The sequence below is a fragment of the Vibrio sp. 10N.261.52.A1 genome (assembly GCF_002876325.1).
GTDB classification, from domain to species: domain Bacteria; phylum Pseudomonadota; class Gammaproteobacteria; order Enterobacterales; family Vibrionaceae; genus Vibrio; species Vibrio chagasii.
Genome location: NZ_MCYD01000589.1, coordinates 1 through 19317 on the forward strand (window position 1 = coordinate 1; position 19317 = coordinate 19317).

The window sequence follows — 19317 nt, forward strand, 5'->3', positions numbered from 1 at the left end:
GTTCTGTGAAATTAAGAAGTACAGCGCTAGTAAAAGGCTTTAGACAATCAACCCCCTATGTTAACGCACACCGTGGCAAAACTATGGTCATAATGTTGGGAGGCGAAGCCGTTGCCGATAAGAACTTTGGTAACATAATTAGTGATATCGCTCTGCTCCACAGCCTTGGAGTAAAGATTGTTCTCATTCACGGTGCAAGACCACAGATCAACCAGTTACTGGCGAAACAAGATTGCCACACGCCCTATCACAAGAACATTAGAGTCACCGATGAATACGCTCTGGGTGTGGCTATGCAGGCTGCTGGACAGCTTCAACTTGCCATCACCGCACGCCTTTCAATGAGCTTAAACAACACGCCGATGGCGGGCACTCAACTCAACGTGATGAGTGGCAACTTCATTACGGCACAGCCGCTGGGAGTTGATGATGGCACCGACTATTGCCATAGCGGGCGTATTCGTCGAATCGATATCGAAGGGATTAATCGCACACTCGACCAAGGTTCTATCGTGTTGCTTGGTCCGATTGCCAGCTCCGTTACTGGCGAAAGCTTTAACCTACTCTCTGAAGAGGTCGCAACCCAAGTAGCAATTCGTTTAAAAGCCGACAAGCTTATTGGCTTTTGCTCTGAGCAAGGGGTAACAGATCAAAACGGCAACGTGCTCGCCGAGCTCTTTCCTAAAGATGCTAAACAGATTCTTGCACGCTTAACCGAAGATCAGAATCCAATTGAAGACATGAGCACCGGAACCATGCGCTTCCTAAAAGGGGCAATTTCCGCTTGTCGTGCAGGCGTACCTCGTTGCCACTTAATTAGCTACAAAGTGGATGGCGCCCTGATCCAAGAACTGTTCTCTTTCGATGGTATTGGAACCCAAGTAGTGATGGCGAGCGCCGAGCAAGTAAGACAAGCTCAGATTGACGACATTGGCGGCATCTTTGATCTCATTCGTCCACTTGAAGAACAAGGCATCTTAGTGCGCCGCTCTCGAGAACAGCTAGAGCAAGAGATCCACCGATTTACCATTATTGAAAAAGACGGGCTGATTATCGGTTGCGCAGCGCTTTACGCATACCCGGAAGATCATATGGCGGAGATGGCTTGTGTGGCTATTCATCCTGATTATCGTGATGGCAACCGCGGGCAAATATTACTGGACTACATGCGTCATCAATCGAAGTCTCGTGATATCGACCAAATTTTCGTTTTAACCACACATAGCCTGCATTGGTTCCGTGAACAAGGGTTTTACGAGATCGGAGTTGATGAACTACCGATGGAAAAACAGGGGCTGTACAACTATCAACGTAACTCAAAAATCTTAGCGTTAAATGTGTAAATAAAGTTTTGGACTAAAATCTCACTTCGCAGGAAAAATAATTGCAAATGTAATCGTTTTCCATATGAGATTTATTAGGTATGCACTTTAACTCACAAACAAAATTGTTTAGAATTTGGCCGCTTTAACAAAATAACAAATGTTTTTATTGGAATGACCACATCGACTGCCCTATGACACAAATCATTTGAGCAAATCGAAGTGGTTACTGCACGGATTGCTATACCCGTTAATGATCAGCAGGCGATTGATGTCTGGTCGTTGATATAAACAGCAAAAAGAGCAACATTGATATGAGAACCATTGTTTGTAACTCGCTGCAAAGTTTTTGGGATATGGCTGATAACCAATTCTTAGAAGGGCTAGACGTACACTGCGTATTCCCTGTGAGCGAGAATCTAAAAGAGTTTATTTTGAATTGCCAAGCAAAATACAAGATAAACCACATATCGTTTACTCGAGCGTTTTTAGGCACTGATTCCTAGCACGCTCAAAGCAACCAGGGATGGTTGCTTTGTACATGTACCTCTATCACCTTTAGCTAGTTAAGCGGCTTCCTAAACCACTCACTCGCTCTGTTTTCACCTTAATTCCACGCTTTAATACGTTAGTATCACTGAACATCATCAGTCGTTTCTTCGCACGCGTAATACCTGTGTATATAAGCTCTCGCGTCAAAATTGGGCTGAAATCTGGCGGCAGGATCATTAAGGTCAGATCAAATTCACTGCCCTGCGATTTGTGAATCGTCATTGCATAAGCCGTTTCATGATCTGGTACTCGGCTTGGTAGCACCGCCTTTACGCTGCCATCGGGCAACTCAAAATAAACCTTCAATCTAGGTGCAGAGTCAGAGTGGCTTGAATCCGATTCAAGCATGCAGATACCAATATCACCATTGTATAAACCCAAGCCATGATCGTTACGCGTTACCATTACAGGTCGCCCGTGATACCACAATTCATCATTGTGTGGATTCACTAAACGCCTTGCGGCAAGCGCTCTTTCAATTCTGTGGTTGAGGCCTTTAACACCAAAATCACCTTCACGAATAGAACACAACAGTCGACATTGGCTGAACAAATCGAGTACCGATTTGGCTCTCGCTTCTTGAGTTTCTAACTCTTCCAACGGTACATTCATTCTATTGAGATATGCACCATACTCATTAACCAAGGTACGCAGCATCAAGTTATAGCTGTCACTCGATAGAGGATGGTTCTCAATATCGCCAAACCCTTTGGCAAACACTTGGTCTACTTGATTCGCAGAGCCGTTATTGATTGCTTTTGCCAGCTGACCAATACCAGAGCGGGCATCGAAACGGTAACTCTTCTGCAGCATACATAGGCTGTCTGCAATCGCCGGAGGATTAACGACTCCCGCTTTTGTCTGCTGTGAATTGGCTATCGCATCAAAGCCTGTCATCTCCGCAATCAAGTTGCCTTGCGCGCTGCTATAACCAGCAGAGTTAAACGAACAGATGTCACCTAACACTGACCCAGCCTCCACGGAAGCCAGTTGGTCTTTATCCCCAAGCAGAATCAGCCTTGCGTGGTCAGGGAGCGCATCCACCAGCTTATACATCATTGACAGATCAACCATCGACGCTTCATCCACCACCAAGATATCAAGGTGAAGTGGATTACGTCGGTTATGTCTAAACTCAGCACGGTTGGGAATCGCACCGAGCAATCTGTGTAAGGTGCTTGATTCCGTTGGTATGTTGGCTTTTACTTCAGGCGCTAATGGCAGTTGCTCAATCGCTTTACCGATTGATTCAGTTAAACGTGCCGCCGCTTTACCCGTTGGTGCCACGAGCTTAATCGTTGGGATTTTACCTTGGCTTAGTGATTGCTCGACCATTGCCGACAATAACTTGGTTACCGTGGTTGTTTTACCGGTACCCGGCCCTCCGGAAATCACCGCAAAACGACGACTCAGTGCCACCGCTGCCGCCACTTTTTGCCAGTTCAAACATGCTGATAGCGGTACTAAACCATCTAGAACATCTAAGTCCGTTACCTGCTTCACTTGGACGATCGCTTGGTCGATTGCCCCCCAATTCAGAGATTGCTCATCGACAATATCAAGATGATCACACACCAGCTGTTGACGTAATACCTGAGACGTTTGTTGATTTGCTTCAGCCTTGGCTAAGGCATTAAACAGAAAGTGATAACTGCGCGTAAATAGCTGATTGAGGGTTTCCGTCAGCGCCTTTTTCTGTTCAATATTGAACTCTACCGGCTTACTTAAACGGTTTAACGTGTCTGCCAGCACAACCTCGTAGTTCCAGTAACGCTGTAAGTAGACACGCTGCCCATCAAACATCAGCGGCTTAACACAGTCATTGGTTGCTCCAACTAAATTGGACGATTGAAGTACCGCCAACCAATCAATACCTAACAACTTTTGATTCAATTGCAGAGCCGTTTCACCGTACAACCCAAGTAACTGGGCTAGATCTGCCGTTTGTTCGTGGCCAGTCGTGTGCTGCTGTATCAGCTGAGTACAAATATGCCCTTTGCCTAATTCATGGCTCACTACCCCAGCGAGAAAGCCGATCTCTTGAGGGTAGCTCGTAGCTTGCTGAGCAATAAAACGAGCAAATTGATAATCCAACTGACGAATAGAACCCTTATCCGCAAGAAACTTGAGTACATCCATAAGTTGCTCAGGAATAAGTGAAATTGGCTTTGCTGTGTTCGCAGTATCTATGCTGGTATTAGTGGTCGTTGTTGTCATTATAAAAGCCCCATCTGTCCAGTTTCATCGTCATTCAATTGTGCTGAACGTCTGTCTATCACTTTACCGTCAATCAATTGATCCATTTCATCAAGTAACGCCAGTGTTGGTTTCGCCGAGAAAATACCTTGCTGAGATTGGCCGTCCATTCCTCGTAAGAACAAGTAGTACACGCCGCCAAAATGTTGTTCGTAGCTGTAATTGGCAACACGACTACGCAAGAAACGGTGCAACGCCAATGCATAGATCTGATATTGCAAATCATAGCGATGGTCGGCCATCGCCGATTTCAATGCTTCACCATGGTAGACGGCAACATCATCACCTAAATGATTCGATTTCCAGTCGAGTACATAGTATTTACCTTGATGCTCGAACACCAAATCGATGAAACCTTTCAGCATGCCTTGCACGGTTTGGAAACCTAGGTCACCCGCTTTTGCCGATAATGGATCGTGATATTGAATGGTTTGATTCAATTCAGATGCGGCCAGTACTTCGATTGGTAGTAAAAACTCCATCTCAACTAAGCGTTGTGTCGAATCTTTCTCGCTTAGTTTTAAGTTCTTGCCATCCAATGCGGTGTTCAGCACCGTATCAACCAGTTGTTGAAGCACAGGTAGCCACTCTAATTCGTATTGCTCTGATTCTAATAAGTGAGTGATTACTTGCGTGTTGTGTTCGCTGGTTGCTGGCTCGGTAAATTCAACCTCCTCAAACAAGGTGTGTAAGAAAGTACCCGGGCGAGCACCACGAGGGAACGTAAAAATAGAGCGTTCAGGTTCAATCAACTCAGACTCATCCTGCTCATCAGCCGAATCAATATCAAAGCCAGACACCTCAATGGTCGCGTCATGACTCGCACCGTGACTGCCTTGCTTTACAAGCCCTGAGTAACTGGTGATACGCCAAGCCCTGTCGATTGAAGCCTTTAGATCGTTCGCATGTAAGTCTTCACTCACTTGCTCTGTTTGTACAAACACTTGATCGTGGGCGGTTGGTGTTTCGGCTAACAGCACACTGGAGTTCTTGCCCTCAATGGTTGCAAGAGCCTGATGCAATTCGGCAATGCCTTGCTCTTGACCGTTTTGAAGCAAATAGCCCATCGCACTCAAATGCACGCCGGTAGGCTCTTTGGTTGAACGCCCTTTACGCAGTGGCGCCATACCAATGAAACAGCCATAAACCGCACGAGTCAGCGCTACATAAATCAAACGCAAGTCTTCCGCTAATCGTTCTTTATCGGCTTGGGCTAAGGCACTATCACTACCTGTAATATCCAGTACTGTGGTATCTGAATCATGATCATAGAATTTGCCTTCGCTCGCTTCTCGGTAACTCGCGACAAATGGGAGGAATACAAGGTCATATTCCAAACCTTTCGATTTGTGAATAGTAACGATTTGAACCAAGTTTCTCTCTGACTCAAGACGCTGAATGTCATCCTCACTGCCGCCTAAACCATTTTGAGCATCGGAAATCGCTTCTGCTAACCAACGCAACAAACCATAATCACTATCGAGCTCCTGCCTTGCTTGTTGCAGCAATTCGCCAATGTGCATTAAATCGGTAAGTGAGCGCTCACCATTTTCTTCCTCCAGCAAGCGTTCCGCGAGATGTCGTTTGCTGATCACACTGCGCAACATTGGTAGCACGCCACGCTGTAGCCATAACTTACGATACTCACGAAATTCGTTAACGACGTTTTCCCACACCACTTCATCGTTATTGAGTTCATCCAATGAAGCCGCATCCAGAGCAAATAACTCGGAGGCTAGACTTGCACGCAATGCACGGTCGTTTTCAGGAGTCAGAACAGCTTGCAACAAGCGTTGAATATCTTGTGCGATTAAGCTGGTAAACACACTGTCTCGGTTCGACAAATACACACTCGCAATGCCTTGTTCAGACAGCGCGTTCTTGATCAAACGACCTTCACTGCCGGTTCGAACCAAGACAGCAATATCACCCGCATTCACGGCATGCTGTTTTTTGCCGTTATCAAAATAGGCTTGTTGATTTTGAGAAGCGGTCAGAATAGTTTGAATTTGACTCGCTGTCGCTTCTGCCATTGCCTTGTGATATTCACCTTTCGGCAATGGCTTGTCTTCAGCCTCTTGCAGCCAAAAGGTCAGTGCATGTTGAGTCTGGCCATTCATCACCCATTGGCGCTTGTCAGCCGATGGACTGGCAGCAACGGGCAAAAATGGAATGTCTTGGTCGTAAATAAACGGGCTATCCGAGTTCATAAACACTTGGTTTACTGCACTAACCATATCCGCACTTGAACGCCAGTTAGTGCCTAAGGTGTAGTGAGCACTAACTTGGTTTCTCGCTTTGATATAGGTAAAGATATCTGCGCCACGGAAGCCGTAAATAGCCTGCTTCGGGTCACCGATCATAAACAAGCCGCACTGCGGATTATCGAGATAGATTCGGCTAAAAATACTGTATTGCAGTGGATCGGTATCTTGGAATTCATCGATCATCGCAACCGGGTAGAGTGTGCGAATTCTTTCCACCAGCAAAGATTGTTCATCGACATCAATCGACGCGGATAACTGAGTCAACAAGTCATCAAATGACAACCACTGTTTTTGCTGTTTCGCCTTGGCTAGCATAGTTCGACAATGGGTAATTGCGTGCGCCAATAACGGGGCTTTCAAGTCAGCAGGGTTATTTAAGAAATCTTCAATCGCTTCGAAAACAGCATGCTGAGATGCGGTACCTTTCGGTGTTTTTTCGATTAACGTAGCTTGAGAGAACTTTTCTAACTTGTCTGGATATTGATAATCATGAGTGTCGCTCTGCGCCCATGCTGTCACCGCTTCTAACCATGTCGGCAGAGACTTCTTGGTGTAGCTACGTTTGTTCACATCCGAAGCAGAGATCAAAGCCAAAAAGTCCGCTTCAGACTCACACCACAGCGCTTTAAGTTGCTTCACTTTATCTAGGTTTTGGTTGTGCAGAGTTTGCAGGTCGCCCGACATCGCATCTACCGTCAATTTCAGCGGAGATCCTGTCAGATAACGATTGACGTCTGCTAATAATGCAGCCGGTGAACTCCAGATATTACGAACCTCACCAGCGAGTTGAATCGGCAGCGGGTAAAACTGCTTACGCCAGTAGTCAGCAACCACTTGCGCTTTTAGGTGACTTTCATCAGTCACAAACTCATTATCAAAACGACTGCCAGACTCGAAGGCATTTTGAGTCAACATACGCTGACAGAAGCCGTGAATGGTGTAGACCGCCGCTTCATCCATTTGCCTTTCGGCATTGAGCAGTGTTTTCGCAGCGCCTGCGTGGTCTTCGATTTCTTGTAGCAAAGGAGCAATCACTGGGTCATCACTTTGCCCACGAGCAAACGCAATGCGCGCATCATGGATTCGCGCACGGATACGGTCACGCAGCTCTGCGGTTGCTGCTTCGGTAAAGGTCACGACTAGGATTTGATCTACAGTGAGCGGTTCGTGATGTCGGGTCGCTTCCGCGAGATCGCCTTGCGGTGCTGCCGTGCCGTGTCCGAGCAGTAGGCGTAAGTACAAGCCAGCGATGGTAAATGTTTTACCTGTACCCGCCGATGCTTCAATTAAACGCGCGCCATGAAGTGGAAACGTCATGGTGTCGAGTGTCTGTGGAGCAATTACCTGAACACTGCTTGTGGTCGTCATGCCTTACTGCCTTCTGATAAATATGTTGTTACAAATGTGACCTAGCGTGGAAAACGTCATTCAATTTACGTCCTACGCTGATTTGTTAATAGTTAGTGCGATCTCTCTCACGGATCAATTCGGATCGCCTCGCTACTATGCGCCCACGAGTTCAGGAGCGCGTACGAGTTTTGTACTTTATGGCGTTACTTTGAACCACAGAATAATGGTCCCTCTGACCTGTGGCCGTACAGCGAACGCCCTACACTAATAATGATTTACTGGCGGCCACTTTATTTCCTGTACCTTGCTTCTCTTCGCCTTGATTCCCTTCACCAGGAAAGCAAGCATCCCAAATGCTGACTAGCGACTCTCTTTCGTCTTTCATTAATTCAGCGCACACGTCATTGATCTTGTCGATCACTGCCACTTACTCCTGATCTTCCAGATCGGCAGCCGCCAACCTTGCCGCCTGTAACACAAGCGTTGAATACATACGCGACTCAGCAGCCAGCTCATCGTCCCATTTAGGCCAAATACGCGAGATGTAGGTATCTCGACCCTCGCCAGTGAAAGCGAAGCTGTCATTAAAAGTATCGGCCATTTTCTTAAGTGACTTCTCTTCATCATCGACCCATTTACCACGGCTAAAGCCCGCTTCAACGCCTGCCAATGCGGTTTTGGGGAAATACGGCAGTGGTGCTGTCATGCCTTGATAAAACAGTCTTACCAACTCAGCCAATAAACCCTTCGCCTGCTGTGCATCGCCGATAGGTTGTAGCGTTTGGTGAACCACGCCCTCTTTTCTGTCATAACCAATTATATGAGTTGTTTTGCCATGCCCCATCACAGCGCAACACAAGTGATCGATCCACGCAGCCAAGTAGTCTTGCGAACGAATTTTACCGCTACGGAAGCGTACTAAGCCCGATTGATAGTTTTGAGTAAGCCAGCCCATCAAACGAACCGGTTTGCCTTTACCTAGCACGTCAAATTCAATATTTACCTCAAGATCTTGCTGTGGCTGCCCACTTACAAATCGAATCTCTTTGGCTAAGTCTTCTGCTTGAACACGGTTGGTTTCAAACTCGATATCACCAAAAGCGCCAACCGGTAATCGACCTTGTGCTTTTTGCTCAGAAACAAACAAGCGAACCGATTCATCGGCCCCTTCAGGGTTATCCAGCAGCACTTGCAGCAGAGCATCTTTAAGCTGGAAGCTCTCTAAGCCATTAAGCACGAATGGCTCGTCGTCTTCCATTACCGGAAGCGGCGGCTCAAACACAACTTTTAAGCGGCGATTAAAGAAGTATTGCACTGGCAAGCGCCAGAAACGCTGTAGCTCAACCAGATCGAGCTCCAATGGGTAAGTCGCGCCAAGCAAATAGTCGTCCAAAGCACGATTGAATTCACCACTACGTTCACCAGAACGGTTGGCCGCAGGAAGCCACTCTTTGGCGTAGCTCAATACATGACTTGCATCACCTTGTGTAAAGGCTGCCGGGCTGAACGGCGTCATGGTGTGCTCAAAGCTGATCGCTTGAGTCAGCTTGATACCAGAATCATCACTTGGTAGCGCTTGATCTGCACTTAGGCAGTAGTTCTGCTGGCAGTACTCAATCAACTCTGAAACCAACACCGACGGTACTCGCTCAGTATTATCTTGAATCGAGCGGCCGACGTAACTGATGTACAAACATTCTTGGGCCGACAACATCGCCTCTAAGAATAGGTAACGGTCATCATCACGACGAGAACGGTCACCGGGACGAGTACGTCCGTTCATCAAATCGAAACCTTCTGGCGGCATTGAGCGAGGGTAAACACCGTCATTCATGCCTAATAGACAAACGGTTTTGAACGGGATAGAACGCATCGGCATCAGAGTACAGAAGTTCACTTGCCCCGCTAAGAAACGCTGGCTGATACGCGCGCCCGACAGTTTATTGTTTAAGTACTGATAGATAATGCTTGGCGATAGCTCTTGCTCGAACAAGGCATCATCAAGCTGTTCATTCAGTTGAGAAAGTGCATCACGAATCAACTTAAGCACCACCTCGCCTTCTAGCTCAACGGCGAAGAAATCATCAATCATTTGCAGCAAGGTTTCACGCCACATATCGATGGATTGCGTCTTGGCAAGGCGTTGACGGTAATGGGCAATACGATCAATAAAGTGCGCTAACTTACCTGCAAGTTCGGCGTTAATGCCCTGAACTTCGTTATAAGCTGCAATTGGAGAGTGTTCAGTTTCAAACAAACCTGTAGAATCCGACATCGCATAGCCCAGTAGCATGCGCTGGATACCAAATAGCCAGGTATTTTGCTCGGTGGCAGGCAAATCAAACTCGGTTGCGGTAGAAGAATCGACACCCCAGCGGATCCCCGCTTCTTCAACCCACTGCTTAGCTTGCTCGAATTGAAATTCATCAATGCAAAAGCGTGCCATCATCGCTGGGATTTCTAGTAGCTCTAGAAGTTCAGAGGCTAAGCAGCGCGTGTTTGGTAGCGCGACCAACTGCATGAACGCGGTCAGAATCGGGCTCTCTTGGTCTGCCGTTCGATCCGAGATCGAGTAAGGGATATAACGCTCACCCGGAGCATTACCAAATACCGCCTGAATCGCAGGGCTGTAAGCATTAATGTCTGCTACCATCACGATGATGTCGCGTGGCTTTAATGTCGGGTCAGCGTCAAACATTGCTAACAGTTGATCATGAAGAACTTCAACCTCACGCATTGGGCTGTGACAGGCATGTACCGTCAACGAACGATCGCCCAGCTCAACCACTTGTTTATGGTTGCTGGAGTCTAAGATGTGATCGTCTTGGTGCTCTTCTAACTCAAGAATATCGGCTTGCAGTTGATGCAGCAGGCTGTCTCTCTCGACATCAATAAAGAACTCATGCTCTTCGCTGTCTGATTGAGACAGCAAGAACAGGTTATCTCTGCCCAGTTTACCCATAGACGCAAGTAAGCTATTACCGACCGCTTGGCTGGTATGCAGTTCGTCTTCAATATTGGCTTCAATGCCATCTTTTAATGGTGAGACTTCGCCCTCAAGCTGAGGTAAACCATCAACCAAAGCAAACTGCTTACGACGCTGCGCTTCCACTCTCGCCAAGTATTTACGGTCACGAATATCGCCCCAGTAATGTTGGCAAGGATTGGTGAACATCAAGTGCACATCAATCTGCTCGCCAAGCGCTTTCAAGGCATCCATGTAACGAGGAGGCAGTGACGAAATACCAAACACAAACAGACGTTTCGGCAGGTGTTGTAACTGGCCTTGTTGATTAGCTAACGCTTCAATGAAGTCGTGATACAAGTTACCACGGTGATATTTCGATTGGCCTTGAGAGAGCGTTTGATCGTAGAGTGCCTTCCACAAAATCGGCTGCCAAGGGTGCTCTTGTTGTCCTTCACTATCAATCAATTCTGCAACGGGTTCTCCCGCTTCCCACATCGCCATCCACTCAGGTCGATACACCAAGTAGCCATCGAAGATATCGGCAATTTTCTCGGCTAATTGATACAACTTAGAGCCGTCTTCGTCGTTTTCAAGATAGCGCTGTAGGGGTAAGAAATCAGGGTGGCCAAGTTTCGCGGGCAGCAAACTCATCAGCTTCCACGTCGTCGCTTCTTTGTTAAAAGCACTGCGTTTAGGTACATCAGGAAGCACTTGGGTAAACATATCCCAAATGAAGGTTGCTGGAAGAGGAAAGTCGATATTTGCTGCTACACCAAACTCTTTGGCGAGTTCCATCTTAAGCCATTGAGACATACCCGGGCTCTGAACCAAGATCTGCTCTTTTTCGAAAGGATTGGCTAAAGGGTCACTTTTGATTAAGTGAACGAGAAGAATTTTTAAAGTATCAACTTTATTGGAATGGTAAACAGTAAACAAAGTGCACTCACGCTAATCTTGCCACAATATACTGCCAGATTAGCATAAGTGCTGAGTTTGGATTAGGAATATAAGCTTATGAAATACCGAAAGCTTAAGGTCCGTTTATCTTTTGAACTATTGCCCTTTACAATCTTCCCGCTACCGCACTTAAAACACGATGAGGTTTGTAGTTCATGTAGTAACGAACAGCGACATAACCCACCACCAAAGTAGCCACAATCAGTTCAAGGTATGCAAGGCCAAATACTTGATTAACATAGTGCGCTTCAATGCCTTGTGCTTGCATCCACGCAGCCAATTTAAACAAGGCTGTTGCACCAATCACGATTGGGAAAGTAAACGCTGCATAGCCAGGGCTGAATGGCAGACGCAGTAGTTTGAAAAACGCCATGTAGATAATGAACGTCATCAACACCGCAATACCAAATAACAAACCAATAATCACTGGTGAAGGGCTTGCTGTAACGGTTAAGTAACCCGCCAGAGATAGGCTTGCTGGTGCTGCCATGATCGCAATCGTTGGTTTTGCGGCATCTGGCACTTCGTGAGAGAAGATCAAACGGTAAACCATCAGTGGTAGCATCACAGCGTAAACCAATAATCCGAATACCAAAGTCGCGTTCGCTACAGGCTCTAAAACTGGATTACCAGAGAAAGAAACGTCTGCCACAATGATACCGATTGGTGGCACAAACCAGCTTGGCACCATGTGGTGAATCTCAAACTGTTTTGCTCTGTGGTACAAAAAGCTCACTAAGAACACAACATGTAAAGCAACCGCCGCTAGCCACATCGCTTCTTGAAGGAATTGAGAAATCGGCGCTAAAGATGCTGATACCACCATGCAGCCCATCGCAAATGTTGGTACTACACTACCCACTACAGGGTGAGCAAGATCTTCACGCAATAAATGGCCATGAATCAAAAATTTCACAGCTAAAACAAGAAGTAATACCGCCGCGATACCCGCACTGGTCCACTGCACTAAACCAGGAGTGTGTAAAATACCTTGTGCGACTAAAACGCCATCCCAGCACCAGCCTAAACTTGCGATTGCTAGTGCTAATCCTGCCATGGGTGTTGGAGCTCCTGTTAATCTATATTTAATACGTTGAATCATGTGAGCCTCTCTTGAACTTAATTCACAAAACTTGTGAACTCATCAGCTTGTTGAAGCCATAATACGCTTGCACTTCGTTAAGTTATATCCAATTATATATAACAAGCGTTCATCAATACTGAACAACCAATTCCACCAGCAGCGTAGAAGTAGGAACCTGATGGCTAATATCTCAATCAAACAGCTCAAAGTGTTTGTCACCATTACCCAGCATTCGACACTTACCGCCGCATCGGAAGCTCTGTTTCTCTCTAAAGCCGCGGTTAGCATGGCACTCGGTGAAATGGAAAAGCAGCTAGGCCATTCTCTATTTGACCGGGTTAACAACCGATTAATTCTCAATCAAGAAGGGCACAAGCTGCTTCCTTTAGCTGATGAGATTCTTCATCGGGCCGCCGGCATCGATGTTCTGTTCCGCGACGACCAGCCATTAAGTGGCAATCTTAAGGTTGGTGCGAGTGACACGATAGGTAATCAGGTTGCGCCTTTTATTTTGTCTGGCTTTCGAGAAAAAACTCAGCACCAAGACCAGAGTTTGTTCATCTCAAACAGTGCCCTGATCTGTCAAAAGTTGGTGGATTATGAACTGGATATCGCGTTAATTGAAGGAAAAACACTCCATCCGGAGTTGATCTCTAGCCAGTTTAGTAGCGATGAAATGTGTATTATCGTTAGTAATCAACATCCTTTAGTGGCAAAAGACAAAATCGCGTTGCGAGATTTAGAAGACAGCCATTGGATATTGCGTGAGTCAGGTTCTGGAACCCGTGAGTTTTTCCTACGCGCTGTCGCACCGCGAATCGAGCACTGGTACGAATCATTTGAGCTAAACACCACAGAAGCAATCATCAACTCTGTTTCTGCCGGTCTGGGCTTTGCCTGTTTGTCTCGTTTAGCAGCTCAACGGGCGATCGATTCAGGCCGAGTAAAAGCGCTTAATGTGCCACTTGATATGAAGCGCCGGTTCTGGATGCTGGTCCACAAAGACAAGTACCAAAGCCCGTTGCTGAAATCTTTCATGAGTTATTGTGAAGACTGGGCGACACATCAAGATTGAGGCTGCATAGTTCGGGCTCCAGCTGGACTTTTAACATCAGAAACTGTATAAAAAGCCAGTAAAATTTATCAAACTTAGAGGATTAACCATGGCTGTTATCGTCAAGTACGTGGTGGAACGCAACGGAGAAGAGAAAATGACTTTTACCTCTAAAGCCGAAGCTGACGCATACGACAAAATGCTGGATATGGCTGATGAGCTTTTTGAACTGTTAGGCAAAAGCGATTTAGTTGAAGATGAAGGCAAGCAAGAAGAACTTGCAATGTACCTAGCGAAGAACAAAGAAGAAGTTCTTTACGCATTAGGTGCGAAGCGTAAGCCAGCTCCGAAAAAAGCGAAGAAGCTTGAAGCTGTTGAAGACGCAGAAGAAGATGCAGCTTAATTAGCTGAAGTTTTCTAAAAAACGCCAATGACACCTCTAATCAGAGTCAGTTATTGGCGTTTTTTTATACTTATCGAAATATAATGATGCTTGTTTATAGTCGAAATCGCTCTAAACATTCGCTTGCACAAAAGTGTGATAAAGATCTAATCTATAGCCATCAGGTGATGGGGTTCCACCTAAGCTTTTGCTTCAACCGCCCGTTCTTTTGAACCGTGCTAATGACTCCTACAGAATCGAAAACAGGTAATACTGTTGGATGTATCGCTACTCCTCCATTTTGAAATGGGCTGCGTCTATTAAGACCAAATCCCATAGCTCCTTTGGATTGTCGATACTCAAGATCTGTAGTGAAATAGCCGCACCTCTTCCAACACGTCCTGTTTTCTCAACGCCCTAGGTCATTACGACTTTATTAGTGAGAAAACATTATGCATTACTCTTCAGAAATTCAATCCATGTGCCCTATTCAAAGGGGTGATCTTCACAACTCGGCTCCAATTCCAGTTGAAGGCGCAATGGTTAGCCCAAAAGATGTTATCGCTATCTCTGGTTTGAGCCACGGTGTTGGTACTTGTGCACCACAACAAGGTGCAGCCAAACTGACTCTTAACGTAAAAAACGGCATCATCGAAGAAGCACTCATCGAAACGATTGGTTGTTCAGGCATGACGCAATCAGCTGCGATGGCCGCTGAAATTCTGACAGGAAAAACCATTCTAGAAGCACTCAATACTGACTTGGTATGTGACGCGATTAACGTCGCGATGCGCGAAATCTTCCTGCAGTTTGTTTACGGTCGAACTCAATCAGCTTTCTCTGAAGGTGGCTTAGAAATCGGCGCTGCATTGGAAGACTTAGGTCAAACCCAGCGCAGCCAAGTTGGTACCAGCTACTCAACCGCAGCAAAGGGCGTCCGTTACCTAGAACTCGCAGAAGGTTACGTAACCAAGCTTGCACTTGATGACCACAGCGAAGTGATTGGTTACGAGTATCTTAACCTCGGAAAAATGATGAAGGCGATTAATCAAGGTGTGCCAGCCAATGAAGCGGCCGACCTTGCTACAGGGACTTATGGTCGCTTCGATGAAGCCGTGACCACGATTAACCCACGCCAACAGTAATTTTTGCCAATTTAGAGGAAAGATATTATGAACACTCAATTTAATGAATCAGTAACTCGCGCATTGGCAGAAATGAACTTCGACTCTTTGGCGCAAGCAGAGCAATACTGTAAAGCACACAATGTAGACCCAAAAACATTGGTGATGGACACTCAACCAATTGCTTTTGAAAGCGCAGCCGATGCATATACTTTAGGTACAGCCATGGCTCTATTCCGTAAAGCAAGCAACGCTGAACAAGCAGCGAATATCATTGGTGAAGGCCTCCAAGCATTCACAAAACCCGGTAGTGTCGCTGAGCAACGTCAAGTGGGTATTGGTCATGGTGCGCTTGCTGCTCGTCTTCTGAATGAAGAGAGTCACTGCTTTGCTTTTCTTGCGGGTCACGAGTCTTTTGCTGCCGCTGAGGGCGCAATTAAAATCGCACTGAACGTCAATAAATCACGTAAAAATCCATTGAAAGTTATCCTAAATGGCTTAGGTAAAGATGCGGCTTACTTAATATCACGCATCAATGGCTTCACTTACGTGCGCACTCAGTACGACTACCAAACCGGTGAACTCGTTGAAACAGAACGCCGCCGTTTCTCAAATGGCCCTCGTGGCGAGATCTTATGCTACGGCGCCGATGATGTTCGTGAAGGTGTGGCAATCATGCACAGAGAAGAGGTAGATGTGAGCATTACGGGTAACTCAACCAACCCAACGCGCTTCCAGCATCCTGTTGCGGGTATCTACAAAGCAGAGCGTACTCGCCAAGGTCTGCCTTACTTCTCAGTCGCTTCAGGCGGTGGTACAGGTCGAACTTTACACCCAGACAACGTTGCTGCAGGCCCTGCATCTTACGGCATGACAGACACCATGGGCAGAATGCACGCAGACGCCCAGTTTGCAGGTAGCTCTTCAGTTCCTGCTCACGTTGCAATGATGGGTTTCATCGGCATGGGCAACAACCCAATGGTAGGTGCTACGGTTGCACTGGCTGTCGCGGTAAGCGAGTCTCAAAGGGCATAACGATAGAAATGATTGTCAGCATTTAGCGCCTCAAGCCTAGGCGTTAGTTGAAAAATCGACACCAACACACAGTCAAAACTCTACTCCCATCACTAAAACCATACAGCCAGCCCTATGCTGGCTGTTTTTTATTCATACTTGCTCTAGTATCTATTCTTATTCAACATGTGTATTTAACTGCATCTTTTTAAAGGAATAATATGAAAGAGCTCATCATTCATACCATCACAGTGTTCATGGGCTTTTTCGCCATCATGAACCCTATCGCTAATACGCCGATCTTTCTTGGTTTAACAGGCGACAACGACAGGGAGACAGTTAAGTCGATCGCGTTCCGCTCAGTGTTTATCGCATTTATCATCGTCAGTACGTTTGCCATTTCTGGCAAGCTGATCTTCGACCTTTTTGGTATCACGCTTTATGCCCTGCGCATCACTGGCGGAATTTTGGTCTTCTTGATTGGCTTTCACATGCTACAAGGTGAATCGACACACTCGAAGGCGAAAGAGAAGGTTAACTCAGATGCCCAACAAGACGCGGCTCTAAGTATCGCGGTCTCGCCACTGGCCATGCCGATACTGGCTGGCCCGGGGACAATAGCCACCGCGATGAACTTTGCCAGCACCGAAGGCATCTATGAGACCATTATCACCATCATCGCTTTCGGCCTACTGTGCACCTTAACCTACGTGTTGTTTGTTTTTGGCGAACGCTTCGTGAAAGCGGTAGGGCCAAGCGCACTGAACGTGATTACTCGAATGATGGGTTTGATACTGGCAGTTATCGGTATGCAAATGTTGATTGAAGGTATCGAGCAAGCTCATAAGGCACTGTTTGTTTAAATGCTCACTCAGGGGAATATTGACTCATATATCCGCCAATTTGTATTGATCTTCAGCGTTTTCTCATTGCAGAAAAATATCTCTCAAAAGACAAGCAATATCATTTTACAGACTTTATCCCGATGCGCCCTTTCATAACGAGGGCGCTCTCTTTATGATGAACGCAATTAAATTAACTTTGCTAACGACAGCACTGGTTATTCGAGCTGCTGTTAAGAAATAGCAAAATCAAGACTCAACACATGGAGATTCAACATGGCTTTCTTTTCACTAGCCTTCGGTACGGCAACCAAAAACCGCGACAATAAAATCATTGAAGCGTTCTTCCCTAGCCCACTTCTAAACCCAAGCGACGCTCTAGTAGCGGCTGTTGGTGAAGTAGCAGGTTACACTGAAGGCAACCAAGCTATCGAAATCTCTGCTGCACAAAGCGCAGAACTAGCGAAAGCATTCGCAGCAAACGACGATGCAGCAAACGCATCTTTCGCAGAAAAAGCAGCAGCATCTGAACAGCCACTTGTTCTTGTTGTTCTTGCGACTGACGAGAAGCCAGCATCTGTTGCTGAAGGCTTCCTTAAGCTACAACTTATCTCTAACCGCCTAGTTCAACCACACGGTACCGTACTAGACGGCATCTTCGGTCTACTGCACAACATCGCATGGACTAACGAAGGTCCAATCGATCTTCCTGAACTGGCGGATCGTCAAATCGAAGCTCGCCTAGCTGGTCGCTCTCTGTCTGTAGATTGCGTAGACAAATTCCCTAAAATGGTGGATTACGTGGTACCAACAGGTATTCGTATTGCTGATACTTCTCGTGTTCGTCTTGGCGCACATGTGGGTGAAGGCACAACGGTAATGCACGAAGGTTTCATCAACTTCAACGCGGGTACAACAGGCGTAAGCATGGTTGAAGGTCGTATCTCTGCAGGTGTTGTTGTAGGTAACGGTTCAGACATCGGTGGCGGCGCTTCTATCATGGGTACTCTGTCTGGTGGCGGTACTATGGTTATCTCTATCGGCGAAAACTGCCTACTAGGTGCAAACGCAGGTCTTGGCTTCCCAATGGGCGACCGCTGTACTGTTGAGTCTGGTCTATATGTAACGGCTGGTACGAAAGTTCGCATGCTAGATAAAGAAGGCAACGAAGTAGAAATCATTAAAGCTCGCGACCTAGCTGGTGTTTCTGATCTGCTGTTCCGTCGCAACTCAATCACAGGTCAAATTGAGTGCCTAGCGAACAAGTCTGCTGTTGAACTAAACAGCGAGCTACACAGCAACAACTAAACTAGATGCTAGAAAATACGAAGCCGCTGGGGTTAAATCCAGCGGCTTTTCTTTTATCTGTAGATAATGAAAGACGTTACACTTTCTCAGCGGCTAACTGCTCTAGAGCCTGGATAGAGGTTTCAGATACTAGTGTGCCATCCATGTAGTAGCTGACCTTATCGCCATCGCGAACACCCAGCAATACTGCTTTCTGACCATCGTTGTAAGTGATATCCATACGAATCGTGTTTTCATCGATTTGCTGCATTTCACCCCATTCAATCTGGCGATTATTGAAGCCAAGTGGTGCTTCTTTTAGTGAATCATCAAGGCTGTCGTTCACATCAATCATGGTATCGACTTTACTATCGAAGATGTGAGGCGCACCAGTCAGTGGGTTTTTACCCGCCCAGAATTCGATCGAGTTAAATACGATGTAATCGGCTGCGGTTGTTAGTGCATAAACCGGAGCAAGCAAGAAGTTAACCCCTGCACGAGCGTAACGGTTATCTACAACCTCAACGTTGAACTTCATTAATTTACCAGTAACGGCGTTACTACCTACACACCCAGCTAACGACATGACAATCGCTGCCACTGCAACTGCTTTTGTGATTGTTGTTTTCATTGTTCCCTCTTATGCCACGATGATTGATTCAGTTTTTGCATAGCCAAACCTGCACACATACAGAAATTCATGGCCTAACAAATTGATTCCATAACATTTAGCGTAGTGGAGATTTTTAGAACAGCAAACTGCAAACCTCAATTGTTTCGCACTGGTTCCTAAATCTTAGGAAATAAAAAAGCGCAGACCTTTCGATCTGCGCTTTTGATTTTTGATTAACCTAGCCT

At 46.3% G+C, this 19317-nt stretch carries 14 protein-coding genes and 1 riboswitch; of the genes, 8 read left to right on the forward strand and 6 right to left on the reverse strand.

The features are described from left to right. Positions 1-5: 5 nt before the first annotated feature. Positions 6-1343 (forward strand): amino-acid N-acetyltransferase, encoded by a 1338-nt coding sequence (gene argA, locus BCT81_RS09950; protein ID WP_102424035.1) that lies wholly within the window; start codon positions 6-8, stop codon positions 1341-1343. Positions 1344-1636: 293 nt separating this feature from the next. Beyond that, positions 1637-1828 carry a hypothetical protein gene (locus BCT81_RS09955; RefSeq protein WP_008223046.1) on the forward strand — a complete coding sequence of 64 codons (192 nt, stop codon included), beginning with the start codon at positions 1637-1639 and terminating at the stop codon, positions 1826-1828. A gap of 52 nt (positions 1829-1880) precedes the next feature. Here the strand turns inward: BCT81_RS09955 and recD are convergent, their stop codons facing one another. The 5 genes from recD to BCT81_RS09975 all read right to left on the reverse strand — a co-directional run bounded on the left by recD (position 1881) and on the right by BCT81_RS09975 (position 12729). Next, positions 1881-4091, reverse strand: coding sequence for an exodeoxyribonuclease V subunit alpha (gene recD / locus BCT81_RS09960; protein WP_102424029.1), 2211 nt, complete (start codon positions 4089-4091; stop codon positions 1881-1883). Beyond that, complete coding sequence (gene recB / locus BCT81_RS09965; RefSeq protein WP_102424030.1) at positions 4091-7765, reverse strand: exodeoxyribonuclease V subunit beta; 3675 nt, start codon at positions 7763-7765, stop codon at positions 4091-4093. The genes recD and recB overlap by 1 nt, the downstream gene beginning before the upstream one ends. A gap of 241 nt (positions 7766-8006) precedes the next feature. Next, the gene (locus BCT81_RS29300) at positions 8007-8168 is read right to left on the reverse strand and encodes a hypothetical protein (RefSeq protein ID WP_170960919.1); all 162 of its coding nucleotides are present in this window, start codon (positions 8166-8168) and stop codon (positions 8007-8009) included. A 6-nt stretch (positions 8169-8174) separates the two neighbouring features. Next, positions 8175-11651: an exodeoxyribonuclease V subunit gamma gene (recC, locus tag BCT81_RS09970; RefSeq protein ID WP_102424031.1), complete on the reverse strand. Its 3477-nt coding sequence runs from the start codon at positions 11649-11651 to the stop codon at positions 8175-8177. Positions 11652-11778: 127 nt separating this feature from the next. Then, positions 11779-12729 (reverse strand): TDT family transporter, encoded by a 951-nt coding sequence (locus BCT81_RS09975; protein ID WP_102424032.1) that lies wholly within the window; start codon positions 12727-12729, stop codon positions 11779-11781. Positions 12730-12934: 205 nt separating this feature from the next. On the opposite strand from BCT81_RS09975, the gene BCT81_RS09980 reads away from it, so the two are divergent. The 6 genes from BCT81_RS09980 (at position 12935) to dapD (ending at position 18480) form a co-directional block, all read left to right on the forward strand. Then, entirely contained in the window at positions 12935-13831 is an 897-nt protein-coding gene (locus BCT81_RS09980) for a LysR family transcriptional regulator (RefSeq protein WP_019823882.1), read from the forward strand. 88 nt (positions 13832-13919) lie between these two features. After that, on the forward strand, positions 13920-14213 hold the full coding sequence (locus BCT81_RS09985) for a YebG family protein (protein WP_008223840.1): 294 nt from the start codon (positions 13920-13922) through the stop codon (positions 14211-14213). Positions 14214-14367: 154 nt separating this feature from the next. After that, a riboswitch (Fluoride riboswitch) is annotated at positions 14368-14451 on the forward strand. A 193-nt stretch (positions 14452-14644) separates the two neighbouring features. Then, positions 14645-15337 (forward strand): iron-sulfur cluster assembly scaffold protein, encoded by a 693-nt coding sequence (locus tag BCT81_RS09990; RefSeq protein WP_017071044.1) that lies wholly within the window; start codon positions 14645-14647, stop codon positions 15335-15337. 24 nt (positions 15338-15361) lie between these two features. Further along, on the forward strand, positions 15362-16351 hold the full coding sequence (locus BCT81_RS09995; RefSeq protein WP_102424033.1) for a GGGtGRT protein: 990 nt from the start codon (positions 15362-15364) through the stop codon (positions 16349-16351). Between the two features lie 200 nt (positions 16352-16551). Continuing rightward, positions 16552-17193 carry a MarC family protein gene (locus BCT81_RS10000; RefSeq protein ID WP_008223835.1) on the forward strand — a complete coding sequence of 214 codons (642 nt, stop codon included), beginning with the start codon at positions 16552-16554 and terminating at the stop codon, positions 17191-17193. Positions 17194-17448: 255 nt separating this feature from the next. Beyond that, positions 17449-18480 carry a 2,3,4,5-tetrahydropyridine-2,6-dicarboxylate N-succinyltransferase gene (gene dapD, locus BCT81_RS10005; RefSeq protein WP_102424034.1) on the forward strand — a complete coding sequence of 344 codons (1032 nt, stop codon included), beginning with the start codon at positions 17449-17451 and terminating at the stop codon, positions 18478-18480. Between the two features lie 76 nt (positions 18481-18556). Here dapD and BCT81_RS10010 read toward each other — a convergent pair whose 3' ends face one another. Further along, complete coding sequence (locus BCT81_RS10010; RefSeq protein WP_019823893.1) at positions 18557-19090, reverse strand: DUF3332 domain-containing protein; 534 nt, start codon at positions 19088-19090, stop codon at positions 18557-18559. Positions 19091-19317 lie beyond the last annotated feature (227 nt).

What these genes read in the sequence shown, in the direction of transcription:
- BCT81_RS09955 (WP_008223046.1), top strand. Translation starts at nt 1,637, where the DNA reads ATGAGAACCATTGTTTGTAACTCGCTGCAAAGTTTTTGGGATATGGCT.
- recD (WP_102424029.1), bottom strand. Translation starts at nt 4,091, where the DNA reads ATGACAACAACGACCACTAATACCAGCATAGATACTGCGAACACAGCA.
- recB (WP_102424030.1), bottom strand. Translation starts at nt 7,765, where the DNA reads ATGACGACCACAAGCAGTGTTCAGGTAATTGCTCCACAGACACTCGAC.
- BCT81_RS09975 (WP_102424032.1), bottom strand. Translation starts at nt 12,729, where the DNA reads ATGGCAGGATTAGCACTAGCAATCGCAAGTTTAGGCTGGTGCTGGGAT.
- BCT81_RS09980 (WP_019823882.1), top strand. Translation starts at nt 12,935, where the DNA reads ATGGCTAATATCTCAATCAAACAGCTCAAAGTGTTTGTCACCATTACC.
- BCT81_RS09985 (WP_008223840.1), top strand. Translation starts at nt 13,920, where the DNA reads ATGGCTGTTATCGTCAAGTACGTGGTGGAACGCAACGGAGAAGAGAAA.
- BCT81_RS09990 (WP_017071044.1), top strand. Translation starts at nt 14,645, where the DNA reads ATGCATTACTCTTCAGAAATTCAATCCATGTGCCCTATTCAAAGGGGT.
- BCT81_RS10000 (WP_008223835.1), top strand. Translation starts at nt 16,552, where the DNA reads ATGAAAGAGCTCATCATTCATACCATCACAGTGTTCATGGGCTTTTTC.
- dapD (WP_102424034.1), top strand. Translation starts at nt 17,449, where the DNA reads ATGGCTTTCTTTTCACTAGCCTTCGGTACGGCAACCAAAAACCGCGAC.
- BCT81_RS10010 (WP_019823893.1), bottom strand. Translation starts at nt 19,090, where the DNA reads ATGAAAACAACAATCACAAAAGCAGTTGCAGTGGCAGCGATTGTCATG.